Below are 25,792 nucleotides of genomic sequence, written 5' to 3' on the forward strand. Positions count from 1 at the left end.
CTAACACCATAAACAACCATGACAACAGAACAGCAACAGACAGATAAAATACTCCACTATACCACGCTGAGGGAGATCCCTTATGCAACAGGTCTTGCCCTGCAAGAGCAGTTGTTCAACGAAGCCCTCCTTAGAAAAAGAGAGTTGGAACCGGCTCGCCATGCCCTCATAAGCCTGACACACACTCCCGTCATCACGATGGGAAAGCACGCAGACCCTCACAATATCCTCTTCTCAAAGGATGTTCTCACCGAAAGAGGCGTAGAACTCCACCACACCTCCAGAGGCGGAGATGTTACTTACCATGGTCCGGGACAGCTTACGGTCTATCCCATCATAGACCTTGAAGATCTCGGCATCGGGGTAAAGAAGTATGTCTGGAGTCTGGAAGAGGCTGTCATGAAGCTCCTTGCCGAATATGGTTTCAGGAATACCACTCGGATCGAAGGCGCATCCGGTGTATGGGTTCCCGGAGAACGCAGCTACGACAAAGTGTGTGCCGTGGGCATCTACTGCTCGAAGTACATCACCATGCACGGCTTGGCGCTCAATGTCGATCTCGATACCTCTATCTATAACCTGATCAACCCCTGCGGATTTACCGATAAGGGTGTTACCACCATGGAGCGTCTGGTCTCCTCTTCTCTTCCTCCCATGGAAGACATAGAGAGAAGACTCATAGAACTGCTTGCGCAAGAGTGGGGCATATCTCGCATAGAGCTTGCAACGTTCTAATCTCATCCCGATGTACACAAAAGCCGAATTAGCTGCTCTCAAAACCGAATTCTGGAACGCTTTTGCCCGATATGCGTCGGTACAACCCTCGCTGCGTGGCAGAAAAAAGCTCTGGATACTGCACCACACCAAAGTGAAAGGCGTTGCACTGAAATTTATAGTGGAACGTCGGCACGTGGCAGTGGTCATAGAGCTGAGCCACAACGCTCATCACGAAAGAGCCGAAATGCTTGAGCGCATCGTGCCATACATGGATACGCTCCAACGAGACATAGATCTGCCCCTTGAGACCCGGACGGAGACCACCACCGAAGTGGGTAAGTGTGTAACGCAGATCGGCATCTACAAGGAGGGTGCATTCGACTATCATGTACCGCAACAGTGGGGAGACTACTTCTCTTTCATGGCAAAGTATATGTATCTTCTCGAACGCAATTTTTTGGAGATAAAACCATACATCTCCTTTGAGGTATAAATATAAAACAGAAAGACTCTTTTCTAACAAAAGCGACAGCCTTAGGGCTGTCGCTTTTATATAAAAACGGATGCGGCTCTCCCCTGTTTTTCATCGCTTCTTTTCCTCCCTTTTTGAGAGTATTTTCACCTATCGGCTCTGAAATATCTCTATAACCTTCTCATAAACAACAGGATATAAAACCAACCCATCCTTGAAAAAATTTTCCTCTCGATCGAATCCATGGGCCTTTTTCGAGTTAATAACCCTAAAATTTAACACCCCTGACTGTAAACAATTCCAAATAAAGAAATCCTCCTGAAAATGCACTTTTTATGGAGAAAACCGATAAAACACTAATATTCAGACTATTAACATAAATTTCTAAACACGTTAATTGAATCCGGTAAACGTATTAAATGAAATCGGTAAACGTGTTCATTGAAAAATTAAACACGTTAAGCCGAAACAATATGCTAGTTTACCGTTTTTGATGAACAGGTATCGGAATTTGTGTTAATAAATCGGGGCTGATTTAACAATTCGGTCATGCTCTGAAAACACCACCTCTGACCAAAATAGAGAGAGCAAAAAAAGGGAGTATTTTTCGGGATGGAATATATAAAAATCCGGACTCATCCGAAGCGATTTTTACGGCTCTCAAAACAGAGTTTTTATCTATTCTTTTGCTTATTCCTTTCAAATTTTCTTACTTTGTGCCACCGAAAAGCGATATTCTCACGAAGAGTAGCTTTCGGCACCATATAAACAGAGAAAAACATGAAAGGAAAGTATATCGGCTTGATAGCATGCGTGTGCATACTATCGGCATTTGCAGCCCTGTCTTCGAGTGCACAACCCGGACAAAAGAGGTCGGAAAAGTATTTCAGTGTAGCGTTCTACAATCTGGAAAATCTCTTTGACACCATCAATCAGCCCAAGGTGAACGATGAGGAGTTCACTCCAAAAGGCAAGAACAAGTGGGACACCAAAAAGTATCAACACAAGTTGCACAACATGTCAAAAGCCATATCTCTCATAGGAGGTATGGGCGGTCCGGATATTCTCGGTTTAGCCGAAATAGAAAACAGGTATGTACTGGAAGATCTTGTCAAAATGCCGGCGATAGCGGATAAGGGCTACGACATCATACATTACGAATCGCCCGATCCCAGAGGCATAGACTGCGCTCTGCTCTACCGTAAAGAGATGTTTGAAGTGGTAAGCTCAGGCATCAAGCCGGTAGTGATCCCAAACGAAGAACATATTAAGACAAGAGACCTCCTACACGTAGAGATGCGCCACGAAGGCGAGACATTTCACTTTATCGTAGGACACTGGCCATCCCGTTTCGGGGGTGAACAGATCTCCCTAAAGCGAAGAATGGCTGCCGCCGTTACGATGAGACAGATGAGCGACTCCATTGTGGCTTGCTCTCCGGAGGCTAAGGTGGTTCTGATGGGCGACTTCAACGATGATCCCGTAAGCCCAAGTATCGTAAACGGACTACGGGCACTACCGTCTGCAGACCTGCTCAAAGAGCCGTCCGACCTGCTCTCTCCCATGCACGCTCTATATGCAGACGGTTACGGGACTCTGGCTCATCAGGATGCCTGGAACCTGTTCGACATGTTGATGATCAATAAAAATGCGGTCTTCGGAACAGCTTCAAACCCCGACGGATTTACCGTTTATGCAGATCCGGATAAGGGATACAGGGCATTTATTGTCAATTCTTCTCTTCTCACAGAGCCTGACGGTCAGTACAAGGGTTACCCTTCTCGTACATTTGTGGCAGGGGAATACAGAGGAGGATATGCGGATCACTTCCCAGTCTATCTCTACTTCGTAAAAGGGAGAAAGGATAGATAGGAAGTTCTTATCAGAAACGTTTCAGCAGAAAAGAGGGCGAAACGCTGATGTAAACGCCCAAATGATGACTCGTGAGCGAGGAGGCTTGTGAATGTATCCATAGCGAGACCTCCGCCCCAAAGGTGTATAAGTTGCGCTCCACTATCTTATAAGAAGCTCCTATCTGCCCGAAAGCAAAGCTCCTATCGGCATTATAAAATGCGCCGTGCCTGTCTATGCTCTGCACAAAAGGCGATCCCAACACACCCAAAAAGCCTTTCCCATACCAGAGAGAGCCGAAGAGCTGAACGCTTTCAGACTCCAACGTCATCTTCCCATAAGCTCCCCAACCTTTGTCGGAAGCGAAGTGTCCGCCTCGTTGAGAGTATCCGAGCAGATACGCTTCGGATTTAAGCGTGTACCTGTTACGGATGAGTCCGGGTATCGTATGCACTGCTCCCACTGCGGCATTGACCCAAGTGTGAACGGTATCGGGATGTATGTCATTGAGTTTTCCGCCCCGATGATGAGCGATAAACTGTAAGGAGAGATCGAGAGCCTGCTTGCTCTCCGTGTGAGCCGTGAAAAGCCTCTGTCTCAGATTGGCTCCTGCGACAAACGCTTCGGGGTGAGTGGCGTGTTTGAATATGAAGCTCTGCCAGTCTATCCAGAGATCGAAATATCTTCGAGGCGTATCGTAACGGAGCTGGAAGCCGTTCTCGGAGTCGGATGTGAGGTTCAGCTCCGAATGGAAAAGAGGTTCGATGAGCCTGTGTCTGCCTAAACCCTCCAGTCTGCCCAGTATGATCAGCCACTCTTTGCTCGGAGCCATTGCGGCTCTAAAGCGTGGTTTTATCCGAAAACGTGTGTACGGGTTTTCATCTTTCCAATATGGGAGGTCGTTGTAAGCGATGGCAGCCGGGTATCTGGACGCTCCAAAGAAGTAGAGATTTTCCGCTCCCAGAGAGAGGCGGACAGGGATAACGCTCTTGAGGTCGTAGATCAGATCGAATGCCGCACGGTATCCGGGAAGCGTGTAGTCTGCTATAATGCTGTTGGCATACTCGTTGTTTCTGAAAAATGCTTCTGCTTCGACATCGAGAGAAAGCTCTCCACGCTTCATCTCCATAGCCGATAAGACCGGACGCTCGGCTCTGTAAAAGTTTTGAGCATACATCTTGGCAGAAAAAAAGAGCAGTGCCAAAGCGAAAAGAGTAGTCTGTATCGGTTTCATGCGATATACGAAAAATCGGTTTAAGGAGAGAGAAAAGAGTTCAGACAGAAGAGCGATGAACATTGCCCTCATCGTCCATCAGCAATATATGAAAAGCTCCATGCGTAAACAGAGACGAGCAGTGCAGACGGCACAAAGAGATCAGTCTGTCGAAAAATAGACGCTCCTCTGCCGGGACGATCTCCCAAAGCTGGCGCGCCAAAGTGATCTCTCCGATCTGCCGGATGGTATCCGAAGAGCATCCCGACTCCTTTGCCACTTCCTGCAAAAAGGTTTTGTTCATCACGCCTTTCTTACTGTGAGTATCCAGAGCACCTTCGGCCAGCTTGACAGCCTTACCTATCATCACGCAGAGCGTAACCTGCTCGAATGCCAAGTCCTCTGCAATCTTCAGCGTTTCACCTATAAAGTTGCCATACTGTACGAATGCTTGAGGGAGGAAGTCGGGATAGAGTGCTTTAAGATACCTTTCGCTCTTTGCTCCGGAGTTGATCACAAGATGCGTTACACCTACTGCTTTGGAGACCTGAGCCTCTCTCTTGATAGAGGCTATAAACGCTTCCGTGGAGAAAGGTTTCACTATACCGGACGAGCCGAGTATGGATATTCCGCCCTCTATACCGAGACGAGGGTTGAAGGTCTTGCCTGCCGTCTCTCGTCCTTTAGGTACCGAGACTCTGATGTTGATGCCCATATCCGGGTGGTAGCCGTAATGGTCGAGCGTGCGCAACACCTCTGCCGTCATCATCTTTCGAGGAGTGGCATTCACGGCAGGCCCTCCGATCTCAAGCCCCAAACCCGGAAGCGTAACCACGCCGACACCTTCGCCATTTAGAAATCTCACTTCTCCCTTCGGCACATCCCTGCTCCACGAAACAGACGAACAGATCTCCAGACCATCGGTAATATCGGGGTCGTCTCCTGCCTGCTTTATCACACAACAGATGATACCGCCATCGCTCTCCACACCGGTAGATGCAATGGGGAGAGTTACCGGCTCTCCGTTGGGCAGTAAAATCTCACTTGTCTCCTGCTCTTCGCCTGTAAGAAGCGTTGTGATGGCTGCTTTCGTGGCAGCCGTAGCGCATGAGCCTGTGGTGAATCCGGTTTTTTGAGGGAAAAATGAAGGTAGAAGAGCTTCGATCTTCTTTCTCAGTCCGTGAGGTCCATAGACTGTCTCCGTAGGATTATAGGGCAGAGGCGGACGGCGTATCACCAACACCGGTATTCCCATGCGTAGTGCCACACTCACCTTATCGGCAAAACCTCCGCTCTCACCGCTCTCTTTGGTGATGATTGCCTGCGGCTGCACTTTCTTGAAAAGAGCTTCATCGTCCTGCTCATCGTCATAGAAGACAATCTGTTCGAGTGGAAAGTCGTTTGCCTTGACACTCTCCAGCGACTCCTCTCTCCGCATTATCCGGAAAACGCAAGTGTGTTTCGTCCAATAATCTTTCAGCTTTGCTATCGTATTGACGCCCGTAAGAGCAAGCAGCGAAGTGATGTCCTGCTCGAAAAGATAGGCAATGGCATCCTGATAACTATCGAACGGAATGATGCGTGAATCCACTTGCGGAAACGAACGTTCCATACGAATGGTCGAAATATCCGGCAACAGCTCTGCCGTCCTGCCGATATTGGCATGGACATTCAAGGCAAAAGGATGAGCCGCATCTATGATAAGAGCCACACCGTTATCCCTGCAAAAACGGGGCATACTCTCTTCATCCAATCCGCCCGTAAGGCGTATGCCGTGAGCGCATTCCACTTCGCCCGAACGGTTTTTCGTGGAGTAGAAGTAAGGTTTTGCGGCTTCGTCGCACACCTTGGCGGCTATCTTGCCTTCCGTTGTCCCTCCTATTACAAGTATTGCAGGTTCACTCATTGCGAAGGATCAGGATAGAAAAGTAAGGCACTTCCCTTTCGGCTATGATGCTCTTATCTGTCGTGTAGTACTCTTTGCCCGATACCCCGACATTCTCAAAGTAGTGCCACGAGAGATCGGGACGGTTTTGCAGCAGAGTCTGAAGCGTCTGTTGCTGCTGGGAGACCTTCATCAGCACCACGGTTTTATGCTCCGAGAGATCTTTCTCTATCTGTTCCGGTGTAACATTGGAAGGATAAACGGAGAGTGGTTCATCCTGCTTCACGATATGAATACCTGCCAAAGAGCCGCAAGCAATAAAGGCAGGGACACCGGCGGTATGCGTTGCGGACAAGCCGTGATGCTCCAATAGAATATCGGATATATAGTGTACGGAGGAGTAGAAACAGGAGTCCCCCTCCGCCACGAATGCGGTTCGGAGACCTTTCTGAACGGCTTGGAATATCTCCCCGGCAACCTCTGCGTAAGCAGCCATAGCCTTCGAGCGGTCTTTGCTCATGGGTACATGAAACAGTCTCATCTTGCTCTCCTCTATGCCGACAGCGAGCATGATGTCTCTTGCACGTGAAGCGACGGAACTCTCTCTTATGGTAGCCGGACAGAAGATAACGTCTGCCTCCTGAAGTATCCTCAAAGCTCCGAGCGTGAGAAGGTTGGGATCTCCCGGACCTAACGAGACGCACTGAGGAGCGTATGCCGTTGTTTTTGTCATGGATAAGTGATAGTCTGTTTTCCGTGTAAAGGTACGGAAATATTTCAATGGGGCTGTTCTGCCCTCTGCCCGCGACAAAGCCCTCCTCTTGGTCGTTCTATTTTTGCTTTTAATCTGTTCACAAAAAGAGTTTAACCCGTTCAAAAGTGGAAGTAAACCTGTAAAGATTTAAGATTCAAGGCTCGATTAGTGGCAACCAAGACTTGAAAAGTGGCAATCAAGCCTTGCCATGCAGTTTTCAAGCCTTGATTTCCTCTTCCGAACAGGTTTAGAAAAAGAAATTAAAGTGAATAACCCGATTTTCAAATGGCTTTATCAAAACTCTTGATCCTGAAACGGGAAAGAGGGAAGGAGATTCCTCTGCAAAAGATGCGGGGATATAGAAGGTAAAACAAAAGCCCGATGAAATTGATTTCACCGGGCTTTTAATATGATGTATAATCTAAGATTATTCTTCGTTACCGCCTAACATCTTTTCGCGAAGAGCTGCGAGCTCTTCAAGATCACCAAGAGTAGATTTTTCTACTGTGGTAGCTGTAGCTGTGAATGCAGGTGCTTGTTCTGCCTTCTTAGCTTCACGGCGTTCCTTAGATGCTTCTTGACGAGCCTTCTTTTGCTCATCTTCAAAGATACGGCTGTGAGAAAGGAAGATGCGACGAGCGTCCTTGTTGAACTCGATAACCTTGAATGGAAGTTTCTCGTCCACTTGAGCTTGTGTACCATCTTCTTTTACAAGATGCTTTGGAGTAGCAAAACCTTCTACACCATATTGTAGAGCCACTACCGCACCCTTCTCTATCATTTCTGTGATTACGCCTTCGTGGATAGAACCGACAGTGAATACTGTATCGAATACATCCCATGGGTTCTCTTCCAATTGCTTGTGACCAAGGCTGAGACGGCGGTTTTCCTTGTCGATTTCAAGTACTTTCACTTCGATAGGAGCACCGATCTGAGTAAATTCGCTTGGGTGTTTGATCTTCTTTGTCCAAGATAGATCGGAGATGTGGATAAGACCATCTACACCGTTTTCAAACTCAACAAATACGCCGAAGTTGGTAAAGTTGCGAACCTTGGCTGTATGTTGTGAGCCTACAGGGAATTTCTCTTCGATGTCAGCCCATGGATCCGGCTTAAGTTGCTTGATACCAAGAGACATCTTACGTTCTTCACGGTCGAGAGTAAGGACTACGGCTTCGATCTCATCGCCTACTTTCAAGAACTCTTGTGCGCTGCGCAAGTGTTGTGTCCAAGACATTTCAGATACGTGAACAAGACCTTCCACGCCCGGAGCTATTTCTACAAATGCACCGTAATCTGCCATCACAACCACTTTACCCTTAACCTTGTCGCCCACTTGCAAGTTTGCATCAAGGTTATCCCATGGATGTGGAGTAAGTTGCTTAAGACCAAGTGCGATACGTTTCTTTTCATCGTCGAAGTCGAGGATAACCACGTTGATCTTTTGATCAAGTTGTACCACTTCTTCAGGATGGTTTACACGACCCCAAGAAAGGTCTGTGATATGTACTAAACCATCTACACCGCCAAGGTCGATAAATGCACCGTATGTGGTGATATTCTTAACCACACCTTCGAGAATCTGACCTTTTTCAAGCGTAGATATGATTGCTTTCTTCTGTTGTTCGAGTTCTGCTTCGATAAGAGCCTTGTGAGAAACCACAACGTTCTTGAACTCTTGATTGATCTTCACGATCTTGAACTCCATTGTTTTGCCTACGTAAACATCGAAATCGCGGATCGGCTTCACGTCTATTTGAGATCCCGGCAAGAAAGATTCGATACCGAAGATTTCTACGATCATACCACCACGAGTACGAGACATTACATAACCCTTCACAATTTCGTCGTTCTCCAAAGCTTTGTTCACACGCTCCCAAGAACGTACTGCGCAAGCTTTCTTGTGTGAAAGTACAAGCTGCCCTTTCTTGTCTTCTTGGCTTTCGATAAGGACTTCTACTTCGTCGCCCTCTTTTAGGTCCGGATTGTAACGGAACTCTGCATAAGGCACCACGCCTTCGCTCTTGTAGCCGATATTCACGACTACTTCTCTTTTGTTGATAGAGCTTACACGACCTACCACAATCTCTTGCTCCTTAACGGCGCTAAGGGTGTTGTCGTAAGCTTTTTCAACTTCTTCTTTTGGTTGTTCGGAAATAATTGAGCCTTCCTCGAATTGTTCCCAGTTGAAGTCCTCTAAGGGCTTCACGTCTTTGTAAGATTTGTTCATTAACTAAAAATTAAAATTAAGCTTTAGTGAGTTGGACATTATGTTGATTATCCGTGCCACTCAGCACGGCTGCAAAGGTATAGATTTTTTCTGATATAACAATCTATTTCCTGTTTATTCTTAGGGAGTTATGTGCGAATGTAAAAAAAGGGTCGGGAGAGGCTGTTTTTCTTTCCATTTAAGCGAAAAAAATGTATTTTTGTATCACATCAAAACAGACCTCTCATGGAGAATAAAAACATAACCGTAGCGGTAATAGACTTCGGCTCCTCCTCTATAAAAGGGGCTATCGCAACCAAGCGTTTTGAAGGAGGAGCATACACCATAAATATCTTAGCCAATGCAGAAGAACCCACCGATGGCTGCATTCTTCGCGGAACAATATTCAACCTCGAAACCACAGCGCTGAAAGTCCAGTCTCTTCTCAATACGCTCGAACGCCTTACAGGAAAAAAGGTCTCGCGAGTGTACGCCGGGATAGGAGGACAAAGCCTTAGAACGGCACAACATTTGGAGTCGCTCACGTTCGATTCGCCTCACGAAATCACGGATGAAGATGTCGAACAGCTTCGCCAACAAGCCTCCTCTTTCGAGCTTACCGGGTACGAGCTTCTCATGATAGAGTCTCCGGAGTATTATGTCAACAGCCAATACACATCCGATCCGGTCGGAGTGCAGGCGATGAAGCTGGATGCCCGTTTCCGTCTTCTGCTTGCCAAACCGCAAAAGAAGCACAACCTCATATCGGTGCTCACCAATAAACTCCCTTATGAGATCTGTAACATCGAAATCTCACCGCTTATACTCTCCGACATCTTCCTGACAAACGACAACAAGAAGCTGGGTTGCGTGCTCATCGATCTCGGTGGAGGCAGCACCACAATCTGCGTATACAAGAACGGATTGCTGCAAGGCGTCAGAGTGATACCGCTTGGAGGTCAAAACATAACACAAGACATCACTTCGCTACACATCACTCCGTCAGAGGCAGAGAGGGTCAAATGCTCCGTGGGAACGTGCCAACCGGTTTATGGAGATAAGACTTTCGTAGAGGTCAATACACGAGACAAGCTCTCCACCAAGCAGATCAGCAAGTACGAGATAGACAAATACATCGAAGCGCGTACACAGGAGATCGTGGACAACATCCGGCATCATCTTTGGGAGATGATCAATAAAGGTGAGATCGGAGGCGATATAATCATCACGGGAGGAGCTTCCCAGCTTACCGGGATCACTAAGATGCTATCCGATGCACTGGGTGCAAACGTCCACGAAGCCTCTACCTTGAGCCAACATCTCCAGGTAAGCCCTGCCAACAGAGCCTATATCGCAAAGCCTCATCTGCATCTGCTCTATGCTCTTATCAGTAAAGCGTACGAAGAGTGTATAGAGCCACGCCCCGTGGCAAAGCCGACAGAGATAAAAGAGGTAGCGGTAGAGCCGCAGGGAACACAGGGAAAAGAAGAGCCGGAAGAGAGCTACGCCACAGAGACGACACCGCAAGCTCAGAAGATAGAGTTCGACGAACCGATAGAAGAGATAGAACCGGAGCCGGAGCCGACAAGAGACACCACCTCCTCCGCACAGAAGCAGAAGAAGAAAGGAGGCTTTATGGGTTGGGCAAAGAGCTTTATGGACATCATAACACCTCCGGACGAAACCGAAAATTAATGTATTAGAAGATTATAGCTTATGACAACTACAGATAATCTACTCGATATAAACGGAGACACCATTTCCAATACCTCCCCCATCATAAAGGTGATAGGTGTGGGAGGAGGCGGTGGAAATGCCGTCAATCACATGTATAAAGAGGGCATAGAGCACATCACCTATCTTCTATGTAATACAGACCGGCAACACCTCCAACGCTGTAGCATCCCACACAAACTCTGTATAGGAGAAAATCGGACGCGCGGACTTGGAGCCGGAGATAAGCCAGAAGTGGCAAAAGAAGCCGCAGAAGAGAGCGAAGAAGAGATTCGCAGAGCTCTCAATGACGGCACTCGCATGGCATTTATTACTGCCGGGATGGGTGGCGGAACAGGTACAGGAGCTGCTCCCGTCGTGGCTCGCATCGCCAAAGAGATGGGTATCCTCACCGTGGGGATCGTTACCATTCCGTTCCTTTTTGAGGGACAAGAGAAGATCCTGAAAGCGTTAGACGGACTTGACGAGATGAGTAAAAACATAGACGCGATGCTGGTCATCAACAACGAGCTACTCCGTTTCGTCTACTCCGATCTCAATATCATGAATGCCTTGGATAAGGCTGATGATACGCTCACAATAGCCACACGCTCCATTTCGGACGTCATCACTCGCGACGACATCGTCAATCTCGACTTTGCGGATATTCATACAACGCTCAGCAATGGCGGCGTTGCCATCGTGAGTCATGGGTATGGTTCCGGTAAAAATGCAGTGATAGAGGCGATAGACTCCGCTTTGAACTCTCCTCTCCTCAACTCTGCGAATGTTGCCGAAGCAGGTCGAATCCTTCTGCATGTCTCTTTCTCCAAAGAGAGTGCACCGCAGATGGATGCCATCCAAGAGCAGATAGGAGAGTTTACGGGAAGGCTCAAAGGACGCTACGGATGGATATGGGGCTACGGCTTGGACGAGTCTCTCGGAGACAAGGTCAAGGTTATCATCCTTGCCTCAGGCTTTAGCCTCAAAGATGCGAAGCCGAACATCACGAACGAAAAAGACCTCAACCGCATCCGCGAGTACTACAAGCAGGCGATGGGAGACAGCATTGTTCTGGCGAGCAAGCCGAAGTCTGTCATCTTTGAAGAGGAAGAGCTGGACAACGATATCTTCATCTCCTTTATCCAAGACACTCCGACTCTGCGCCGTGTAGACTCTATGATCGAGCGTTTTCGCACTCCGAAAGAGGGAGCAACGGCAGGTCAGCCATCCGATGGAGGCATAAAGGAGGGAGAGACAGCAGCTTCCGGCTCTGCATCATCCGCATCCGGCACTTCGGACAAAGGGCAAACGGAAGAGAACAAAGAGCACGACAACGATCGTGAGTGGGATTCGGATGTCATCACATTCGGAAAGAAGTAAACCCACACCCCGGTACAACGAAACAATTAACACATACATATAATATATATAAGAGATATATGAGCCTATTCGACACCATAAGCGATGGCATCAAATCCGCCATGCTTGCTAAAGATAAAGTACGCCTTGAAGCACTCAGAGCCGTCAAGAAAGAGTTTTTGGAAGCAAAAACCGCCAAAGGTTCGGACGGTGAACTGACAGACGAAGCTGCCACCAAAATCGTGGCAAAGCTTGCAAAACAACGCACCGAAAGTGCAGAGATCTACCGCACACAAGGCAGAGAAGATCTCGCACAAGAGGAAGAAGCACAGCTTGCAGTACTGCAAGAGTTTCTCCCCAAGCAGCTCTCCATGGAGGAGATAGAGGCACACGTAAAAGCCCTCATAGCCGAGCTCGGAGTGGCAGACATGAAAGGCATGGGACGTGTCATGGGTGAAGCGTCCAAACGACTCGCCGGACAAGTGGATGGAAAGGTTCTTTCCGAAGTGGTAAAGAAGCTCCTCTCCTAAACAACGCACTCTTGCCGTTTCGGGAGAAAAGGCTCCCCATATACGGTGCGATGCTTCACACAATCGAAGCAAAACAGACGTTCCAAATGCCGAAAGGCAACATCCTATAACGGGCTATCCGATCACACTCTCGGATAGCCCGTTTTTTATCTGAAATCAACCACAAAAAAGCGAGCTTCCCGAAGCGCGTTTTTATATATTCCATACCGAAAAATGCCTACTTTTTTCGGTCTCTCTATTTTGATCGGAGGTGGTGTTTCCGGAGGGGTGCCGAATTTGTTAAATCACCCCGTTTTATTAACACAAATTCCGAGACCTGTTTACCCAAAACGGTAAACGAGCATATTCTTTCGGCTTAACGTGTTTAATTTTTCAATGAACACGTTTACCGATTTCATTTAATACGTTTACCGGATTCAATTAAAGTGTTCAGCCAAAACAGACAAAGCACTAAATATCAAACCATTAAGTATTTTTGGCCTAAAATGACCACGAAAAGGCAAATTTCTTTATTAGGAAACATTCACAAATATAGGCATTAAAATTCACACCTATTAACGCGAAAAAGCCCTATCAAACGGACTGAGAAAAAATTTTTTCCAAATTCGCGATTTCGTCATATCAATTTGAAGACAAAAGAGTTACCTCAAAACGACTTCCTCAAAAATGGAAAATTCACCTCAAAATTCCACCTGAGAAGCCCTCAAAACTGCTCTCCATTTTTATATAAAAAGTACCGACTTATTTATCTTACATTTCAAAAGCATATTATCACTATTAGAGAAAGAAATGAAGTATTTTCTTATCCTCTAAATCTATCACTTGTTTTATACAGAAAAAACCACTACTTTTGAAAAACAAGTAAAAAATTAAGTTTTTAACACCACGCAAAACTTATTTCGTAGGAAGACATTATTTACAGACACTTAACTATAAAGAAAATAAGATAGTTCAACTAAACACAGATGGCTAAACAATTATGTAAAACATCAATATAAACCAAGAGTATAATTATATTTAACCACAAACTTTTTATTATGAGCACAATAAAGTTAAATTATTTAAAATGCATTATACCAGAAGACTATGGAAAAGATGGAGACGAACCATCATTGAAAATTGTTATTGACGGCAGAGATCCTTTTAGAATTCGTGTTGCAAAAAATATTAAAAAGGGGGAGACTATCTGGCTAAACGACAAATTCGATTTTGAGAGCTACATTCAAATAGAAGTTTGGGATCTGGACAAAGGAACATGGTATGATGGACACGATTACATTAATAAGGTCAAGATAACTCCATACGCCAATTCAGGAGAATCGACATGTACACTGAGTGGAGATGGGGCAAAATATGAACTTTCATTTACATTGGAGACTCCTTTTTCAGAGTCAAGCGAGAGCTCCGAAAAGAGAATAAAAAAGATCCTTGAACATTTTGCAAATAAACCTGAAATGTCCAGTCGCGTATGGAGGCACTACAGCAGAAAGCAAATCTACTTGGAACTAAAAGCAAGGTTTTTTCGCAGTGAGATATCTCAGGATGAATATAAGATATTATCAACGTGGGACTCCTCAACAAAAATTCTTCAAAGATTCTACCCTTATCAGGGAAAAACTGCACTTTGCGGACCCGCCGCCATCGCTTATGACCTTTTTAAGTCAGATCCCATAACTTATCTCACTGCTATCATTTCTCTTTATGAAGCAGGAGAATGTCCTGTGAAAGGATTGTACCTGCGTCCAAGTGCAAAATTAAAAAGAAGTAAAAGGGAAACATTACCTGCAATTGACTGGATGCTTTTAGCTTCGATGCGAGAAATGAGAAATAAGTTGCTCAAGGAATTGCACGAGACTTCCGACTGGAGGGCTTGCTATACTCCTCCCAGGGACATAGTATACTGGTTAAAGCGAATATACCCGGGTGAACACATACGGCAAAGACTGAGCGTTGGACGGATAGAATCAGCAAAGACTCATAAAAGAGCAATTTTAGAGGCATTCCGAAAAAGAAAGAGATCTTTCTTTCTCATAGATGCTAAAATGATCACTGGTAGTTCTAATCTGTTATCCTTATCCAGGTTTCATTGGATTGTCATTGAGCCAGGAAGTGTTAAGTGGGCCGAAGATAAGAAGTCGGTAAAGGTTACTTTTTTTACTTGGGGATATGAATCGGAGAAGGAAATAAGTATGAAAAAACTTATTGAGCACTTATATGTTATAGTAATGAGAGATTAGATTTCACCCAAAGCTATGAATTTGAGTGATATTATTCATAGACTCACAAATTTCTTTGAAGTCTGATAAACACGACAAAAAAGGCTGTAATGAAGGTTTGCCCTTTCATCACAGCCTTTTATCTATTCTAATGGTCGGAACGGGAGATTATAGTTTTCCACTCTTCGCTTCTTCGATCATCTTTGCATTAGGGAGGATAAACACCTCTACACGACGGTTTTGAGCGCGACCTTCCACTGTGCTGTTATCGGCAATCGGTTGAGTCAGTCCTACTCCGTAAGAGTTGATACGACCGGAAGCGATACCCTGAGACACCAAATAGTTGAACACGCTTAGTGCACGCTTTTCGGAAAGTTTCTGATTATACTCCGCTCTACCTGTATTATCGGTATGTCCCACAATACGTATATCGGTATCGGGGTGCTCTTTCATGTTGGCAGCAAAACGGGCAAGGGCAGTCTTGGAAGCAGCGTTAAGAGTGCTGGAGTTGGTAGGAAACAGAATGCCGCTATCGAATGTAACGCGGATCGCTTCCCCGTTGTTCACGGTCTCTACCTTTGCTTCGGGTATCACCTGTTCCAACTCTTTCTTTTGCTTATCCATCTGCTTGCCGATAAGTCCACCCGCAACACCTCCGACGACAGCACCGATAATGGCACCTACACCCGTGTTACCGGCAACTTTACCAATGCCTGCTCCAACAGCTGCACCGGCTCCGGAGCCAATTCCTGTACCTTTTACCATGTTATTTGCGCCACAACCGCTAAACATCAGAGCCGTAGCAAGGCAGGATACGCCTACAATAGATTTCAGATTTTTCATGCTTTATATTCTCTTTTAGGATTATCAAATACCGAAGAGATGGCTCTTCGGGGCTTTTTTTCTTCTATCTGTTACTCCTCGTCTTCGAGTGTATCCCGATAATCATCGTCCAAAGCCAAAAACTCTTTAAATGATTCGGGAGAGAGGGAGAAGTCTTCAAAGTCGTCCCTCTTTATGTTTTTAACAACAAAATCGTACAACTCCGTATTCTTCAAAGAGAGAATATCCTCCAGCGCTTCAAGATCCGGATCCTCCTCGTCAAAGTAACCGCGAGACTCCAAAAACTCATCCACCAAATCGGTAAGATAGATGATCTTGTCATCATCCAACTGTCGCAACTCCTCGGAAGTGGCATGGGTCAAGATGTAATTGACCATTTCGTCGTCATCGTATGTCTTCATATTTTACTCGTATTGGGATGGTTGTCTCTCGTTATTTACGATATTTTGTACAAGACAAAGGTAAAAATATTTTTCCGACTACTGCACTTTATACCATTCAGAGTAAAGATTTTGACCTGCTTTAGGGGTATCGTGATACGATTACAGGGATCTCTTTTCATCAAAAAACAGATCTGCTCAAGCCATTATTGGGCATCGTTAAGATCTCTTAGGATAATAAGCGTTTTCACCCCTCTCTTTTGAATGGTATTTAGTGTTTATTCGGTGTTGAACTCTGCTGATAAATAGCTATATTTGTGGTTCAGATAAAAGAAAAGTTTATCCCGATACCGTATACAGAACAGATGGAAGTAAAGAACGCAAGAAAAATCAAGAAGGCACTGATATCGGTGTATCACAAGGATCACTTGGATGTCATTCTCTCCAAGCTGAACGCTCTCGATATAGAGATCGTCTCCACAGGAGGAACGGAGGAGTATATCAAACGTTTGGGCTATTCCTGCACTCCGGTGGAAGAGTTGACCAACTACCCCTCGATCTTTGGCGGACGAGTGAAGACTCTTCACCCAAGCATTATGGGTGGGATACTGGCAAGGCGTTCCAATGCCGATGATGACAAGCAGTGTGCAATGTACCAGATCCCGCACATAGATCTGGTGATCGTGGATCTCTATCCGTTTGTCGATACGATAAAGAGCGGTGCGGAGCATCAAGCCATCATAGAGAAGATAGACATAGGCGGTATCTCTTTGATACGGGCTGCTGCAAAAAACTATGCGGATGTCGTACTCTGCCCTTCGATAGCACACTACAAGACGATAGAAGGCATCCTTGAACGTGGCGGCATAACCTCGGAAGAGGAGAGACGTGCCTTGGCAACAGAAGGATTCAAGCTCTCTGCCATGTATGATGGAGCCATTGCGTCTTACCTCGCAGGGGAAAGCGTTGAGGAGTCCATGCCTTTGAGATACGGAGAGAACCCTCATCAAAAGGCGAGCTTTAGAGGAGACATTGATGCGTTTTTCACCAAACACAACGGGAAAGAGTTGTCCTACAATAATCTTCTCGACATAGATGCTGCTGTCGGGATCATAGAGGAGTTCAGTGCAAAACCGGCTTTTGCCATACTGAAACACAATAACCCATGCGGATTGGCAACAGGCGAAAATGTCAAAGATGCCTATATGAGAGCACTCTCTTGCGATCCGCTCTCTGCATTCGGAGGCATACTCGTAACCAACAGAGAGGTAGACCTCTCCGCCGCAGAGGAGATAGGCAAACTCTTTTTTGAGGTGATCGTTGCTCCCAAATACTCCGAAGAGGCTCTGAACACTCTTAGGGAGAAAAAGAACAGAATCATTTTGGAACGCAAAGAACACTCTACGCTTCAAGACCATCTGCTTCGCACCTGCCTCAATGGTACTCTCGTACAAGAGAGAAACTGCTCTTCTCAAAGCGAAGAAGAGTGCAAGACCGTAACAGAGAAGCAACCGACGGAAGCGGAGATAAGAGACATGCTCTTTGCTAATAAGATTGTGAAGCACTGTAAGAGCAATGCGATAGTTTTGGCTAAAGACGGACAGCTGTATGCCGCAGGTGTTGGACAAACTTCGAGAATAGATGCCTTGAAACAGGCGATAGAGAAAGCAGAACGCTTCGGCTTCTCTTTGCAAGGGGCTGTACTGGCTTCGGATGCGTTCTTTCCGTTTAGCGACTGCGTGGAAGAGGCCCACAAAGCCGGCATAACAGCAATCATACAACCCGGAGGCTCTGTCAGAGACGAAGAGTCGGTGGCTGCCTGCAACAACTTCGGTATAGCCATGTGCTTTACCGGAACAAGGCATTTCAAGCATTAAAAGGAAAAGAATAACAAGAATACACAGACACAGAGAAAAGATATGGGCTTTTTTTCATTCAAACATGAGTTGGCTATGGACTTGGGGACTGCTAATACCGTCATCATTCATGATGGAAAGGTGGTGGTGGATCAGCCCTCCTATGTCACGATCAATAAGAAGACAGACAAAGTGGAGGCTGTGGGAGATATGGCTTACAGCAACTTTGAAAAGGAGAATAACGATCTGCGTTCCATTCGTCCCTTGAGAGACGGTGTGGTGGCAGACTTGGAAGCGTGTCAGGTGATGATACGCGAACTGATCAGAAAGGCTATTCCGGGAAGAGGATTTCTTCCAAGATCTTTGAAGATCGTCATCTGTATCCCTTCCGGCAGTACCGACGTGGAGGTCCGAGCCGTAAAGGAGGCTGCAGAGAAAGCCGGCGCCAATGAGGTGTATCTGATACACGAACCGATGGCTGCGGCAATAGGAATAGGACTGAACGTTCTGGATCCGATGGGTAACATGGTAGTGGATATAGGTGGGGGTACTACCGAAATTGCCGTAATATCTCTCGGTGGTATCGTTTCCAATAAGTCCATAAAGGTTGCCGGAGATGAGCTCACGAACGATATAGTGAACTTCATGAAGACGGAACACAATATGAGGATAGGTGAACGTACGGCAGAACAGATCAAGAAGAGCGTAGGCTCTGCTTTGATCAACCTTGAAAATCCGCCCGAAGAGTTTGAGGTGTGCGGACAAGATCAGGTAGGCATACTTCCGAAGATCATAAAGGTGAGCCACAAGGATATTGCCGAATGTTGGGAAAAGTCCATACTGAAAATAGAAACCGCCATAGAGAATGCTCTTGACAACACTGCGCCTGAGCTGTATGCAGACATCGTTCGCAACGGAGTCTATCTTGCAGGCGGTGGTGCTCTTATCAAGGGATTGGACAGACGTTTCTCCAACAAGTTCAAGATACCTTTCCATGTGGCGGAAGATCCTCTTCACATGGTTTCCATGGGGACATACGAAGCTCTTAAGAACACAAGCAAATACAGACTGCTTATAAAGTAAGCGGAATAAAGCCTCTGCTCCGAAGTGCATAAACTCTTTGAACTCCTAAGGAGAAATATACATGTCTTGCTGTTTGTTCTTCTTGAGATCATAGCAGTAACGTTGATGTATAACAGAAACAACTACCACGGAAGTGTTCTCTTTGGCACATCTAACCGGCTGGTAGGGTATGTCATGTCTTATAAAGGGGAGTTCGATAAGTATAGAGGGCTGCATGATGCAAACTTGGAGCTGATGCGTTCCAACGCTTTACTGGAGAAAGAGCTGCTGAAACTGAATGCAACCATAGAGCGATATAAGGTAGACAGCCTTTCGTATAATACGGTCTTTGCAACGGAAGAGAGTCCGGCATCCGATTTTGAGTACTCTGTTGCCGAAGTGGTGGGGCGTACAAACCTCACGAAAACAATCTATCTTACAATAAATAAAGGTAGTCGGGACGGAGTCAAACTCGATATGGGCGTTCTTTCAACCAAGGGAGTCGTGGGGTCTGTCGTGGCTGTTGGAACACATTTTTCCAAAGTACTTCCTTTGATCAATAACTCTTTCTCTCTGAGTTGTAAACTTTCCAATCAGGAGTATTTGGGTAGTCTTCAATGGGATGGAGAAGATTTGACACACTCCGTGCTTACCAGATTGCCCAAACATCTTTCCTATACACCCGGAGATACGGTGCTGACAAGTGGTTTCTCCACAATCTTTCCGAAAGGTCTCTTTGTTGGTATCGTGGAAGGAGAGACCAAGTCCACAGACGATAACTTCCTATCTCTTCGGGTAAAGTTGGCTACCGATTTCGAGAGACTCCGATACGTATATATGGTGGAGAATATACACAAGTTTGAGAGGGATAGCCTGGATAAGGTTTCTATCAAATAGGATAAAGCTTTTCGTGAAATGTGGCGAAAAATCTCACTTCTGCTTCTTCAGCTGCTGCTGTTTGTGCTGCTTCAAGCTCTGTTCTTCAATCATATCAGAGTGTATCAGTATGCACTCCCTTTGGTCTATCTCTATCCCATATTCTCGGCCAGTGTAAAACTACCGCGCTGGAGCATTATCCTTTCAGCTTCTCTTGCCGGACTGCTGTTGGATGTATTCATGAATACCATGGGGATAAACATGTTTGCCGCAACCATTGTGGCATTTCTACGCAGACCATTCCTGCTCATCTTTATGGATGAAGAGGAGTTGGAAGAAGGGACAGGAAGGCCTGATACAAAAAGCTTAAAGCTGACGGGGTATCTTTTATACCTTCTCTTCTTTGTTACTCTGCTTGTGTCTCTCACCCTTTTTACGGAAGCATTCTCCGTCTACATGTTTTCCCATCTGCCGCCCTATATTGTAGGGACATCACTTCTGAGTATTCTTGTTACTCTTATCTTCCACTACTTCAATACCAGAGCTAACAAGCTGAAATGAGAAAGTCAAATCCCAGATTTGCCATCCGTAAGGTGTACATAGGGCTGGGGTTTACTCTGGTCATTCTGTTCTTTATATATCGTCTGTTTTATCTGCAGCTTCTCTCCGATGAGTACAAGATAAAAGCAGACGGTAATGCTTTCTACGAAAAGATAATCCACCCGTCGCGTGGAATGATATACGATGCCAAAGGAAAGCTTGTGGTGTATAATAAGTCCTCATCGAATATCATGGTTGTAACCAAAGAGGTTACTCCTTTCGATACGTTGGAGCTTGCACGGATACTGAATGTCGAGCCGGAGTATATTGCTCAACGTTTTGTGGAGATCCGAGATAAGAAAAAAAACAGAGGTTATACCCCTTTCCTTCCTCAGCTTCTTATCTCACAAATCTCGGATCAAGAGGTTGCGCTGCTACAAGAAAAGCTGTATCGTTTTCCCGGATTCAGTATAGAGAGTCGTACCGTTCGAGACTACAATCATCCCGTTGCCGCTCTCATTCTTGGCTCCATAGGCGAAGTTCAACCCGAAGATATAGAGCGAGATCCCTACTATATTCCGGGAGACTACTCTGGTCGTACCGGATTGGAAGCGAGCTATGAGAAAATACTGAGAGGTGTAAAAGGGGTAGAAGTTCTTCTTAGAGACTCCAAAGGTCGCATACAAGGGAAATATAAAAACGGGGAGTTGGATAAAGAGGTGGTCTCAGGGCATGACCTGCATCTCGGACTCGATATAGAACTCCAAGCATACGGCGAGAAACTGATGCTGGGAAAGCGAGGAGCAATAGTAATGATCGAGCCTGAGACAGGGCTTGTACGCTGTATGATTTCGGCTCCATCCTTCAACCCCGGTATGCTTGTAGGCAAAGAGAGAGGTAAGAATCACAATCTGTTAGCCAAAGATACTCATAAGCCGCTCTTTAATAGAGCGATTATGGGGACATATCCTCCCGGATCCACTTTCAAGCTGGCACAAGGAGCAGTCTTTTTGGCTGAGAATGTCATCACGCCTAACACCGTTTACAGTTGTCATGGCGGTTATCCTTTGCTCGGCGGACGCCCTAAGTGCCACCCTCATGGCTCTCCCTTGAGTATAGTTCCGGCTATCGCGACTTCATGTAATGCCTTTTTCTGTTGGGGGCTGCGAGCGATGTTGGAAAACAAATCCAAGTATGGATCTATCCAAAACAGCTTCGACATTTGGAAAGATCACATGGTTGCAATGGGATTCGGTTATCCTCTAAAAGTGGATCTGCCCGGAGAGAAAAGAGGATATATACCCAATAGTCAGGTCTACGATAATATTTTCAAGAAACAGTGGAACTCATCCTCCATTATCTCTATCTCCATCGGACAGGGTGAGATACTTACCACTCCACTACAAATAGCCAATTTAGCCACAATCATTGCCAACAAAGGACATTTCTATACTCCTCATATTGTCGAGAGAATAGATGGATTACCTGCCGATACGCTTCATGTAGAAAGAAGAAGTACCAAGATGCCGGCAGGCATCTTCCAATATCTTGATCAGGGAATGGCGGCAGCAGTAACCGGAGGTACGTGCAGAAAAGCAGCAATACCGGGCATCGAAGTATGTGGCAAGACCGGTACAGCAGAGAATGCCCATGGAGAAGACCACTCCATATTTATGGGATATGCCCCGAGAAACGCTCCCAAGATTGCGATCTGCGTCTATGTCGAAAATGCCGGCTTTGGAGCATCTTTTGCCGTACCGATAGCCCGACTTATGATGGAGAAGTATCTTAAACCCGATGAAGAGCTAAGCCCTGACGGTAAAGCATACGAACAAAAGATGCTCTCTACACAACTCATCCCAATACACCCGGAATATGGAGGACAAAATAAATCCCTTTAAGCAGCTGGACTATATCACTCTGCTTGTATATATACTGCTTGCGGCTGTGGGATGGTTTACCATAGCCTCTGCTACCTATGAGATGGACAATGCTCCACTGTTGGATTTCAGCGGCAGAGCAGGAGCGCAGCTGATTTGGATAGGAGCAACTCTGCTCATAGGCGGAGCATTGATGTTTATAGATCTGAATCTGATCAAGTCCTCTTCTTTCTATCTCTATGTCCTGATGCTTTTTGTGCTGCTGCTCACCATATTTATAGCTCCGGAAATTAAGGGTTCTCGTTCATGGATTGCCATCGGTTCGTTTCGGATACAGCCTGCGGAGTTTAGCAAGATGGTTACAGCGATGGCATTGGCAGCATGGATGGCAAGATACGAATTCGATCTCCGCAGCAGAAAAGAGTTTTTTGTGGCAGTCCTCATTGTTTTTGCCCCGATTCTTTTAATCATCGGACAGAATGAAACCGGCTCTGCCGTGGCTTTCTTCGGACTCATTCTTGTCTTTTATCGTGAAGGGTTAAGTGCTCTTTACCTTCTTCTCATCACGTTCGTTGCCTCTTTCGTGATATTGTCTATCCGCTTTTCGGGAGAAAATATAGGTGGCACCAATCTTGGTCTTCTCTTCTGCTTTTCACTCTTATATATTGTATCTGCCATCCTGGCTCTTCGCTATGTACGAGTAAGAAGACTATGGATACTGTGCCTTGGCATTCCGGTTGTTGCGGCTATCGGTTTCGGCATCGCCTCTCTCTTTATGCCTGTAAACTGGGCATGGGTTCCGATCTCTTCCGGTATCATATTCGCCATCATCGGAGGCCTGAACTATCTCTTTCGCAGACATCTTCCAAGCCTGCTCATTGTCGGCTTCATGCTCTCTTCCGTTGCCATATATTCGAGTGTCGATTACTTCTTTTACAATATCCTCCAGCCTCACCAGCAGATCCGTATTCGCAGTTCGTTGGGGATGGAAGACGATCCGAAAGGGATTGGATATAATGTCAATCAGTCCAAGATAGCTATCGGCTCCGGAGGACTCTTGGGCAAAGGATTTCACAACGGAACACAAACCAAGCTGAAATACGTACCGGAGCAGGAGACAGACTTTATCTTCTCTACCATCGGAGAGGAACAAGGATTTGTGGGAGCATCTGCCGTACTTCTCCTCTTCCTGTTTTTGGTTTGGCGGTTGCTGATAGTGGCAGATCGTCAATCCACTATATATGGCAGGGTCTACGGCTATTCTGTGGCATCATTCTTTATCATACATATTGTTATCAATATCGGCATGGTTCTCGGCATCACTCCCGTCATAGGCATTCCCCTTCCGTTCTTCAGTTATGGAGGCTCCTCCATGCTCAGCTTCTCTTTGCTCATCTTTCTTCTCCTTAAGATAGACTCGGCAAACAAGCCTCACTGATACGCTTTCAACTCTTTTTACCCTCTAAAGATCCAATAAATACGATACTCAAAATGGCAAATCCGTACCTACAAGTAGAAGATCTCACCAAGTCTTTCGGCAGTCTGTTGCTCTTTCAGGACATCTCTTTTGGCATTGCCGAAGGGCAACGCATAGGGCTGATTGCAAAAAACGGAACAGGGAAGACTACTCTGATGAATATTTTGGCAGGTAAAGAGGGCTACGATAGCGGGAATATTACCTATCGGAACGATCTTCGTGTAGGATACTTGGAGCAAGATCCGCACTACCCGGCAGACCTTACCGTATTGGAAGCATGCTTCATGCACGGCAACGAAACGGTGAACCTCATCCGCGAATATGAGCATTGCATGCAGACAAAAGGGCATCCCGGAATGGAGGAGCTGCTATCACGGATGGATGCCGCAGGGGCTTGGGAGTACGAGCAACAAGCCAAGCAGATACTTTCGCAGCTTAAAATCACCGATCTTGACCAAAAGATCGGAACACTTTCCGGCGGTCAGCTCAAGCGTGTAGCCCTTGCCAATGTCCTTATCACAGAGCCGGATCTGCTCTTTTTGGACGAGCCGACCAACCATTTGGACCTTGAAATGACGGAATGGTTGGAGAATCACCTCTCACGGACACGCATCAGCCTGCTCATGGTAACGCACGACAGATATTTTCTGGACAGGGTCTGCTCCGAAATCATAGAGATAGACCACAAGCAGCTCTACCAATACAAAGGCAATTACAGCTATTATCTCGAAAAGAGAGAAGAGCGCATGGAAGCTAAAAGTGCAGAGATAGAACGAGCCAACAACCTCTACCGCACCGAGCTGGAGTGGATGAGACGAATGCCTCAAGCCAGAGGACACAAAGCAAGATACCGCGAAGAAGCATTCTACGAGCTGGAAAAAGTGGCAAAGCAACGCTTCCAAAACGAAGAAGTAAAGCTCTCCGTGAAAGCCTCTTATATCGGCAGTAAAATCTTTGAAGCAGAAAATCTCTGCAAAAGATTCGGAGACCGCATCATACTTGACCGGTTCTCCTACATCTTTGCCCGCTATGAAAAGCTCGGCATTGTCGGCAACAACGGAACGGGCAAGTCCACATTTCTCAAAATTCTCTTGGGAGAGATCTTGCCGGACAGCGGTAGTTTAGAGATAGGCGAGACCGTCAGATTCGGGTACTACTCTCAAGCCGGACTCTCTTTCAACGAAGAGATGAAGGTGATAGACGTCATTCAGGAGATAGCCGAAGTGATAGAGTTGGGCAACGGGAAGCATCTCACCGCCTCTCAGTTTCTACAACACTTTCTCTTCTCTCCCGAAGCGCAGCACAGCTATGTACACAAGCTGAGTGGAGGAGAAAAAAGAAGACTCTATCTCTGTACCGTTCTGATGCGTAATCCCAACTTCCTCATACTGGATGAGCCTACGAACGATCTCGACATCATAACACTCAACATCCTCGAAGAGTATCTCCGTGAGTTCAAAGGCTGTGTCATCGTGGTCTCTCACGACAGATATTTCATGGACAAAGTGGTGGATCACCTGATGGTATTCAACGGTCAGGGAGACATTCGAGACTTTCCGGGCAACTACACACAGTATCGAGAGTGGCAGGAGCTCCACAAACAGCACGAGAAAGAAAACACCAAGCCGAAAGAAGAAAAAGTCGCACGCATCCGCCTGAACGATAAGCGCAAGCTCTCCTATAACGAAAAGAAAGAGCTGGAAAGACTGGAAACAGAGATTGCCGCTCTCGAATCCGAAAAAGAAGAGATAGAAACAGCTCTTTGCAGTGGAACATTGGATATTGATACTCTCACGAAGCACTCCATACGTCTTCCGGAATTATCCAACGAGATAGACGAAAAGACATTACGATGGATGGAACTGAGTGAGATAGAGCAAAGTTAGCAGAGCAGAGCAACTATCTTTTGTATATTTATTGTAACTTTGTGGCGAAAAGCACAGACTAAATACAACT

The 25,792-nt window shown here is 46.1% G+C and carries 20 protein-coding genes; 14 read left to right on the plus strand and 6 right to left on the minus strand.

Annotated elements, in window-relative coordinates:
• The first annotated feature begins 18 nt into the window (after positions 1-18).
• The 3 genes from lipB (at position 19) to HQ39_RS03925 (ending at position 3,061) form a co-directional block, all read left to right on the plus strand.
• The gene (gene lipB / locus HQ39_RS03915; protein WP_052079423.1) at positions 19-735 is read left to right on the plus strand and encodes a lipoyl(octanoyl) transferase LipB; all 717 of its coding nucleotides are present in this window, start codon (positions 19-21) and stop codon (positions 733-735) included.
• Complete coding sequence (locus tag HQ39_RS03920) at positions 722-1,210, plus strand: DUF4268 domain-containing protein (RefSeq protein WP_152566967.1); 489 nt, start codon at positions 722-724, stop codon at positions 1,208-1,210. Before lipB ends, HQ39_RS03920 begins: the two co-directional genes overlap by 14 nt.
• Before the next feature lie 759 nt (positions 1,211-1,969).
• Positions 1,970-3,061, plus strand: a complete 1,092-nt coding sequence (locus HQ39_RS03925; protein WP_036863969.1) for a hypothetical protein — start codon at positions 1,970-1,972, stop codon at positions 3,059-3,061.
• A gap of 10 nt (positions 3,062-3,071) precedes the next feature.
• On the opposite strand, the gene HQ39_RS03930 is transcribed toward HQ39_RS03925, so the two are convergent.
• From HQ39_RS03930 to rpsA, 4 genes are all read right to left on the minus strand, one after another.
• On the minus strand, positions 3,072-4,274 hold the full coding sequence (locus HQ39_RS03930; RefSeq protein WP_052079424.1) for a hypothetical protein: 1,203 nt from the start codon (positions 4,272-4,274) through the stop codon (positions 3,072-3,074).
• A gap of 40 nt (positions 4,275-4,314) precedes the next feature.
• On the minus strand, positions 4,315-6,159 hold the full coding sequence (gene cbiD, locus HQ39_RS03935) for a cobalt-precorrin-5B (C(1))-methyltransferase CbiD (protein ID WP_036863970.1): 1,845 nt from the start codon (positions 6,157-6,159) through the stop codon (positions 4,315-4,317).
• A complete protein-coding gene (gene cobI / locus HQ39_RS03940) occupies positions 6,152-6,871 on the minus strand; it encodes a precorrin-2 C(20)-methyltransferase (RefSeq protein ID WP_036863973.1) in 720 nt (239 codons plus the stop codon). Before cobI ends, cbiD begins: the two co-directional genes overlap by 8 nt.
• Positions 6,872-7,319: 448 nt before the next feature.
• Entirely contained in the window at positions 7,320-9,122 is a 1,803-nt protein-coding gene (rpsA, locus tag HQ39_RS03945) for a 30S ribosomal protein S1 (RefSeq protein ID WP_036791675.1), read from the minus strand.
• Between the two features lie 225 nt (positions 9,123-9,347).
• On the opposite strand from rpsA, the gene ftsA reads away from it, so the two are divergent.
• From ftsA to HQ39_RS03965, 4 genes are all read left to right on the plus strand, one after another.
• A complete protein-coding gene (gene ftsA, locus HQ39_RS03950; protein WP_036863976.1) occupies positions 9,348-10,796 on the plus strand; it encodes a cell division protein FtsA in 1,449 nt (482 codons plus the stop codon).
• A gap of 21 nt (positions 10,797-10,817) precedes the next feature.
• Entirely contained in the window at positions 10,818-12,197 is a 1,380-nt protein-coding gene (gene ftsZ, locus HQ39_RS03955) for a cell division protein FtsZ (protein WP_052079425.1), read from the plus strand.
• Between the two features lie 59 nt (positions 12,198-12,256).
• Positions 12,257-12,706: a GatB/YqeY domain-containing protein gene (locus HQ39_RS03960; RefSeq protein WP_036863980.1), complete on the plus strand. Its 450-nt coding sequence runs from the start codon at positions 12,257-12,259 to the stop codon at positions 12,704-12,706.
• Between the two features lie 1,037 nt (positions 12,707-13,743).
• On the plus strand, positions 13,744-14,943 hold the full coding sequence (locus tag HQ39_RS03965) for a hypothetical protein (protein ID WP_036863983.1): 1,200 nt from the start codon (positions 13,744-13,746) through the stop codon (positions 14,941-14,943).
• Positions 14,944-15,090: 147 nt separating this feature from the next.
• Here HQ39_RS03965 and HQ39_RS03970 read toward each other — a convergent pair whose 3' ends face one another.
• Positions 15,091-15,765 (minus strand): OmpA family protein, encoded by a 675-nt coding sequence (locus HQ39_RS03970; RefSeq protein WP_036863986.1) that lies wholly within the window; start codon positions 15,763-15,765, stop codon positions 15,091-15,093.
• Positions 15,766-15,836: 71 nt separating this feature from the next.
• A complete protein-coding gene (locus HQ39_RS09180; RefSeq protein ID WP_052079426.1) occupies positions 15,837-16,166 on the minus strand; it encodes a hypothetical protein in 330 nt (109 codons plus the stop codon).
• Between the two features lie 344 nt (positions 16,167-16,510).
• Here HQ39_RS09180 and purH point away from each other — a divergent pair, with 344 nt between their 5' ends.
• From purH to abc-f, 7 genes are read left to right on the plus strand one after another with little or no spacing between them, the layout of a single operon-like run.
• Positions 16,511-18,022 carry a bifunctional phosphoribosylaminoimidazolecarboxamide formyltransferase/IMP cyclohydrolase gene (gene purH, locus HQ39_RS03980; RefSeq protein WP_036863989.1) on the plus strand — a complete coding sequence of 504 codons (1,512 nt, stop codon included), beginning with the start codon at positions 16,511-16,513 and terminating at the stop codon, positions 18,020-18,022.
• 42 nt (positions 18,023-18,064) lie between these two features.
• Positions 18,065-19,084 carry a rod shape-determining protein gene (locus HQ39_RS03985; RefSeq protein WP_036845739.1) on the plus strand — a complete coding sequence of 340 codons (1,020 nt, stop codon included), beginning with the start codon at positions 18,065-18,067 and terminating at the stop codon, positions 19,082-19,084.
• A 24-nt stretch (positions 19,085-19,108) separates the two neighbouring features.
• On the plus strand, positions 19,109-19,960 hold the full coding sequence (gene mreC, locus HQ39_RS03990) for a rod shape-determining protein MreC (RefSeq protein WP_036863991.1): 852 nt from the start codon (positions 19,109-19,111) through the stop codon (positions 19,958-19,960).
• 18 nt (positions 19,961-19,978) lie between these two features.
• The gene (locus HQ39_RS03995; RefSeq protein ID WP_036863994.1) at positions 19,979-20,500 is read left to right on the plus strand and encodes a hypothetical protein; all 522 of its coding nucleotides are present in this window, start codon (positions 19,979-19,981) and stop codon (positions 20,498-20,500) included.
• On the plus strand, positions 20,497-22,380 hold the full coding sequence (locus HQ39_RS04000; protein ID WP_036863996.1) for a penicillin-binding transpeptidase domain-containing protein: 1,884 nt from the start codon (positions 20,497-20,499) through the stop codon (positions 22,378-22,380). The genes HQ39_RS03995 and HQ39_RS04000 overlap by 4 nt, the downstream gene beginning before the upstream one ends.
• Positions 22,355-23,797 (plus strand): rod shape-determining protein RodA, encoded by a 1,443-nt coding sequence (rodA, locus tag HQ39_RS04005; protein WP_036863997.1) that lies wholly within the window; start codon positions 22,355-22,357, stop codon positions 23,795-23,797. Before HQ39_RS04000 ends, rodA begins: the two co-directional genes overlap by 26 nt.
• 53 nt (positions 23,798-23,850) lie before the next feature.
• Positions 23,851-25,722: a ribosomal protection-like ABC-F family protein gene (abc-f, locus tag HQ39_RS04010; RefSeq protein ID WP_036863999.1), complete on the plus strand. Its 1,872-nt coding sequence runs from the start codon at positions 23,851-23,853 to the stop codon at positions 25,720-25,722.
• The last annotated feature ends 70 nt before the right edge of the window (positions 25,723-25,792 follow it).

Origin of the sequence: Porphyromonas sp. COT-108 OH2963 (assembly GCF_000768895.1) — a bacterium.
Classification (GTDB): domain Bacteria; phylum Bacteroidota; class Bacteroidia; order Bacteroidales; family Porphyromonadaceae; genus Porphyromonas_A; species Porphyromonas_A canoris.

Excerpts from the sequence above, each read along its gene's own strand:
- HQ39_RS03970 (WP_036863986.1), bottom strand. The coding sequence starts at position 15,765 with ATGAAAAATCTGAAATCTATTGTAGGCGTATCCTGCCTTGCTACGGCT.
- HQ39_RS04000 (WP_036863996.1), top strand. The coding sequence starts at position 20,497 with ATGAGAAAGTCAAATCCCAGATTTGCCATCCGTAAGGTGTACATAGGG.
- HQ39_RS03930 (WP_052079424.1), bottom strand. The coding sequence starts at position 4,274 with ATGAAACCGATACAGACTACTCTTTTCGCTTTGGCACTGCTCTTTTTT.
- HQ39_RS03925 (WP_036863969.1), top strand. The coding sequence starts at position 1,970 with ATGAAAGGAAAGTATATCGGCTTGATAGCATGCGTGTGCATACTATCG.
- HQ39_RS03995 (WP_036863994.1), top strand. The coding sequence starts at position 19,979 with ATGTGGCGAAAAATCTCACTTCTGCTTCTTCAGCTGCTGCTGTTTGTG.
- ftsA (WP_036863976.1), top strand. The coding sequence starts at position 9,348 with ATGGAGAATAAAAACATAACCGTAGCGGTAATAGACTTCGGCTCCTCC.
- cbiD (WP_036863970.1), bottom strand. The coding sequence starts at position 6,159 with ATGAGTGAACCTGCAATACTTGTAATAGGAGGGACAACGGAAGGCAAG.
- HQ39_RS03965 (WP_036863983.1), top strand. The coding sequence starts at position 13,744 with ATGAGCACAATAAAGTTAAATTATTTAAAATGCATTATACCAGAAGAC.
- purH (WP_036863989.1), top strand. The coding sequence starts at position 16,511 with ATGGAAGTAAAGAACGCAAGAAAAATCAAGAAGGCACTGATATCGGTG.
- ftsZ (WP_052079425.1), top strand. The coding sequence starts at position 10,818 with ATGACAACTACAGATAATCTACTCGATATAAACGGAGACACCATTTCC.
- HQ39_RS03985 (WP_036845739.1), top strand. The coding sequence starts at position 18,065 with ATGGGCTTTTTTTCATTCAAACATGAGTTGGCTATGGACTTGGGGACT.
- rodA (WP_036863997.1), top strand. The coding sequence starts at position 22,355 with ATGGAGGACAAAATAAATCCCTTTAAGCAGCTGGACTATATCACTCTG.
- cobI (WP_036863973.1), bottom strand. The coding sequence starts at position 6,871 with ATGACAAAAACAACGGCATACGCTCCTCAGTGCGTCTCGTTAGGTCCG.
- HQ39_RS09180 (WP_052079426.1), bottom strand. The coding sequence starts at position 16,166 with ATGAAGACATACGATGACGACGAAATGGTCAATTACATCTTGACCCAT.
- abc-f (WP_036863999.1), top strand. The coding sequence starts at position 23,851 with ATGGCAAATCCGTACCTACAAGTAGAAGATCTCACCAAGTCTTTCGGC.
- HQ39_RS03960 (WP_036863980.1), top strand. The coding sequence starts at position 12,257 with ATGAGCCTATTCGACACCATAAGCGATGGCATCAAATCCGCCATGCTT.
- lipB (WP_052079423.1), top strand. The coding sequence starts at position 19 with ATGACAACAGAACAGCAACAGACAGATAAAATACTCCACTATACCACG.
- rpsA (WP_036791675.1), bottom strand. The coding sequence starts at position 9,122 with ATGAACAAATCTTACAAAGACGTGAAGCCCTTAGAGGACTTCAACTGG.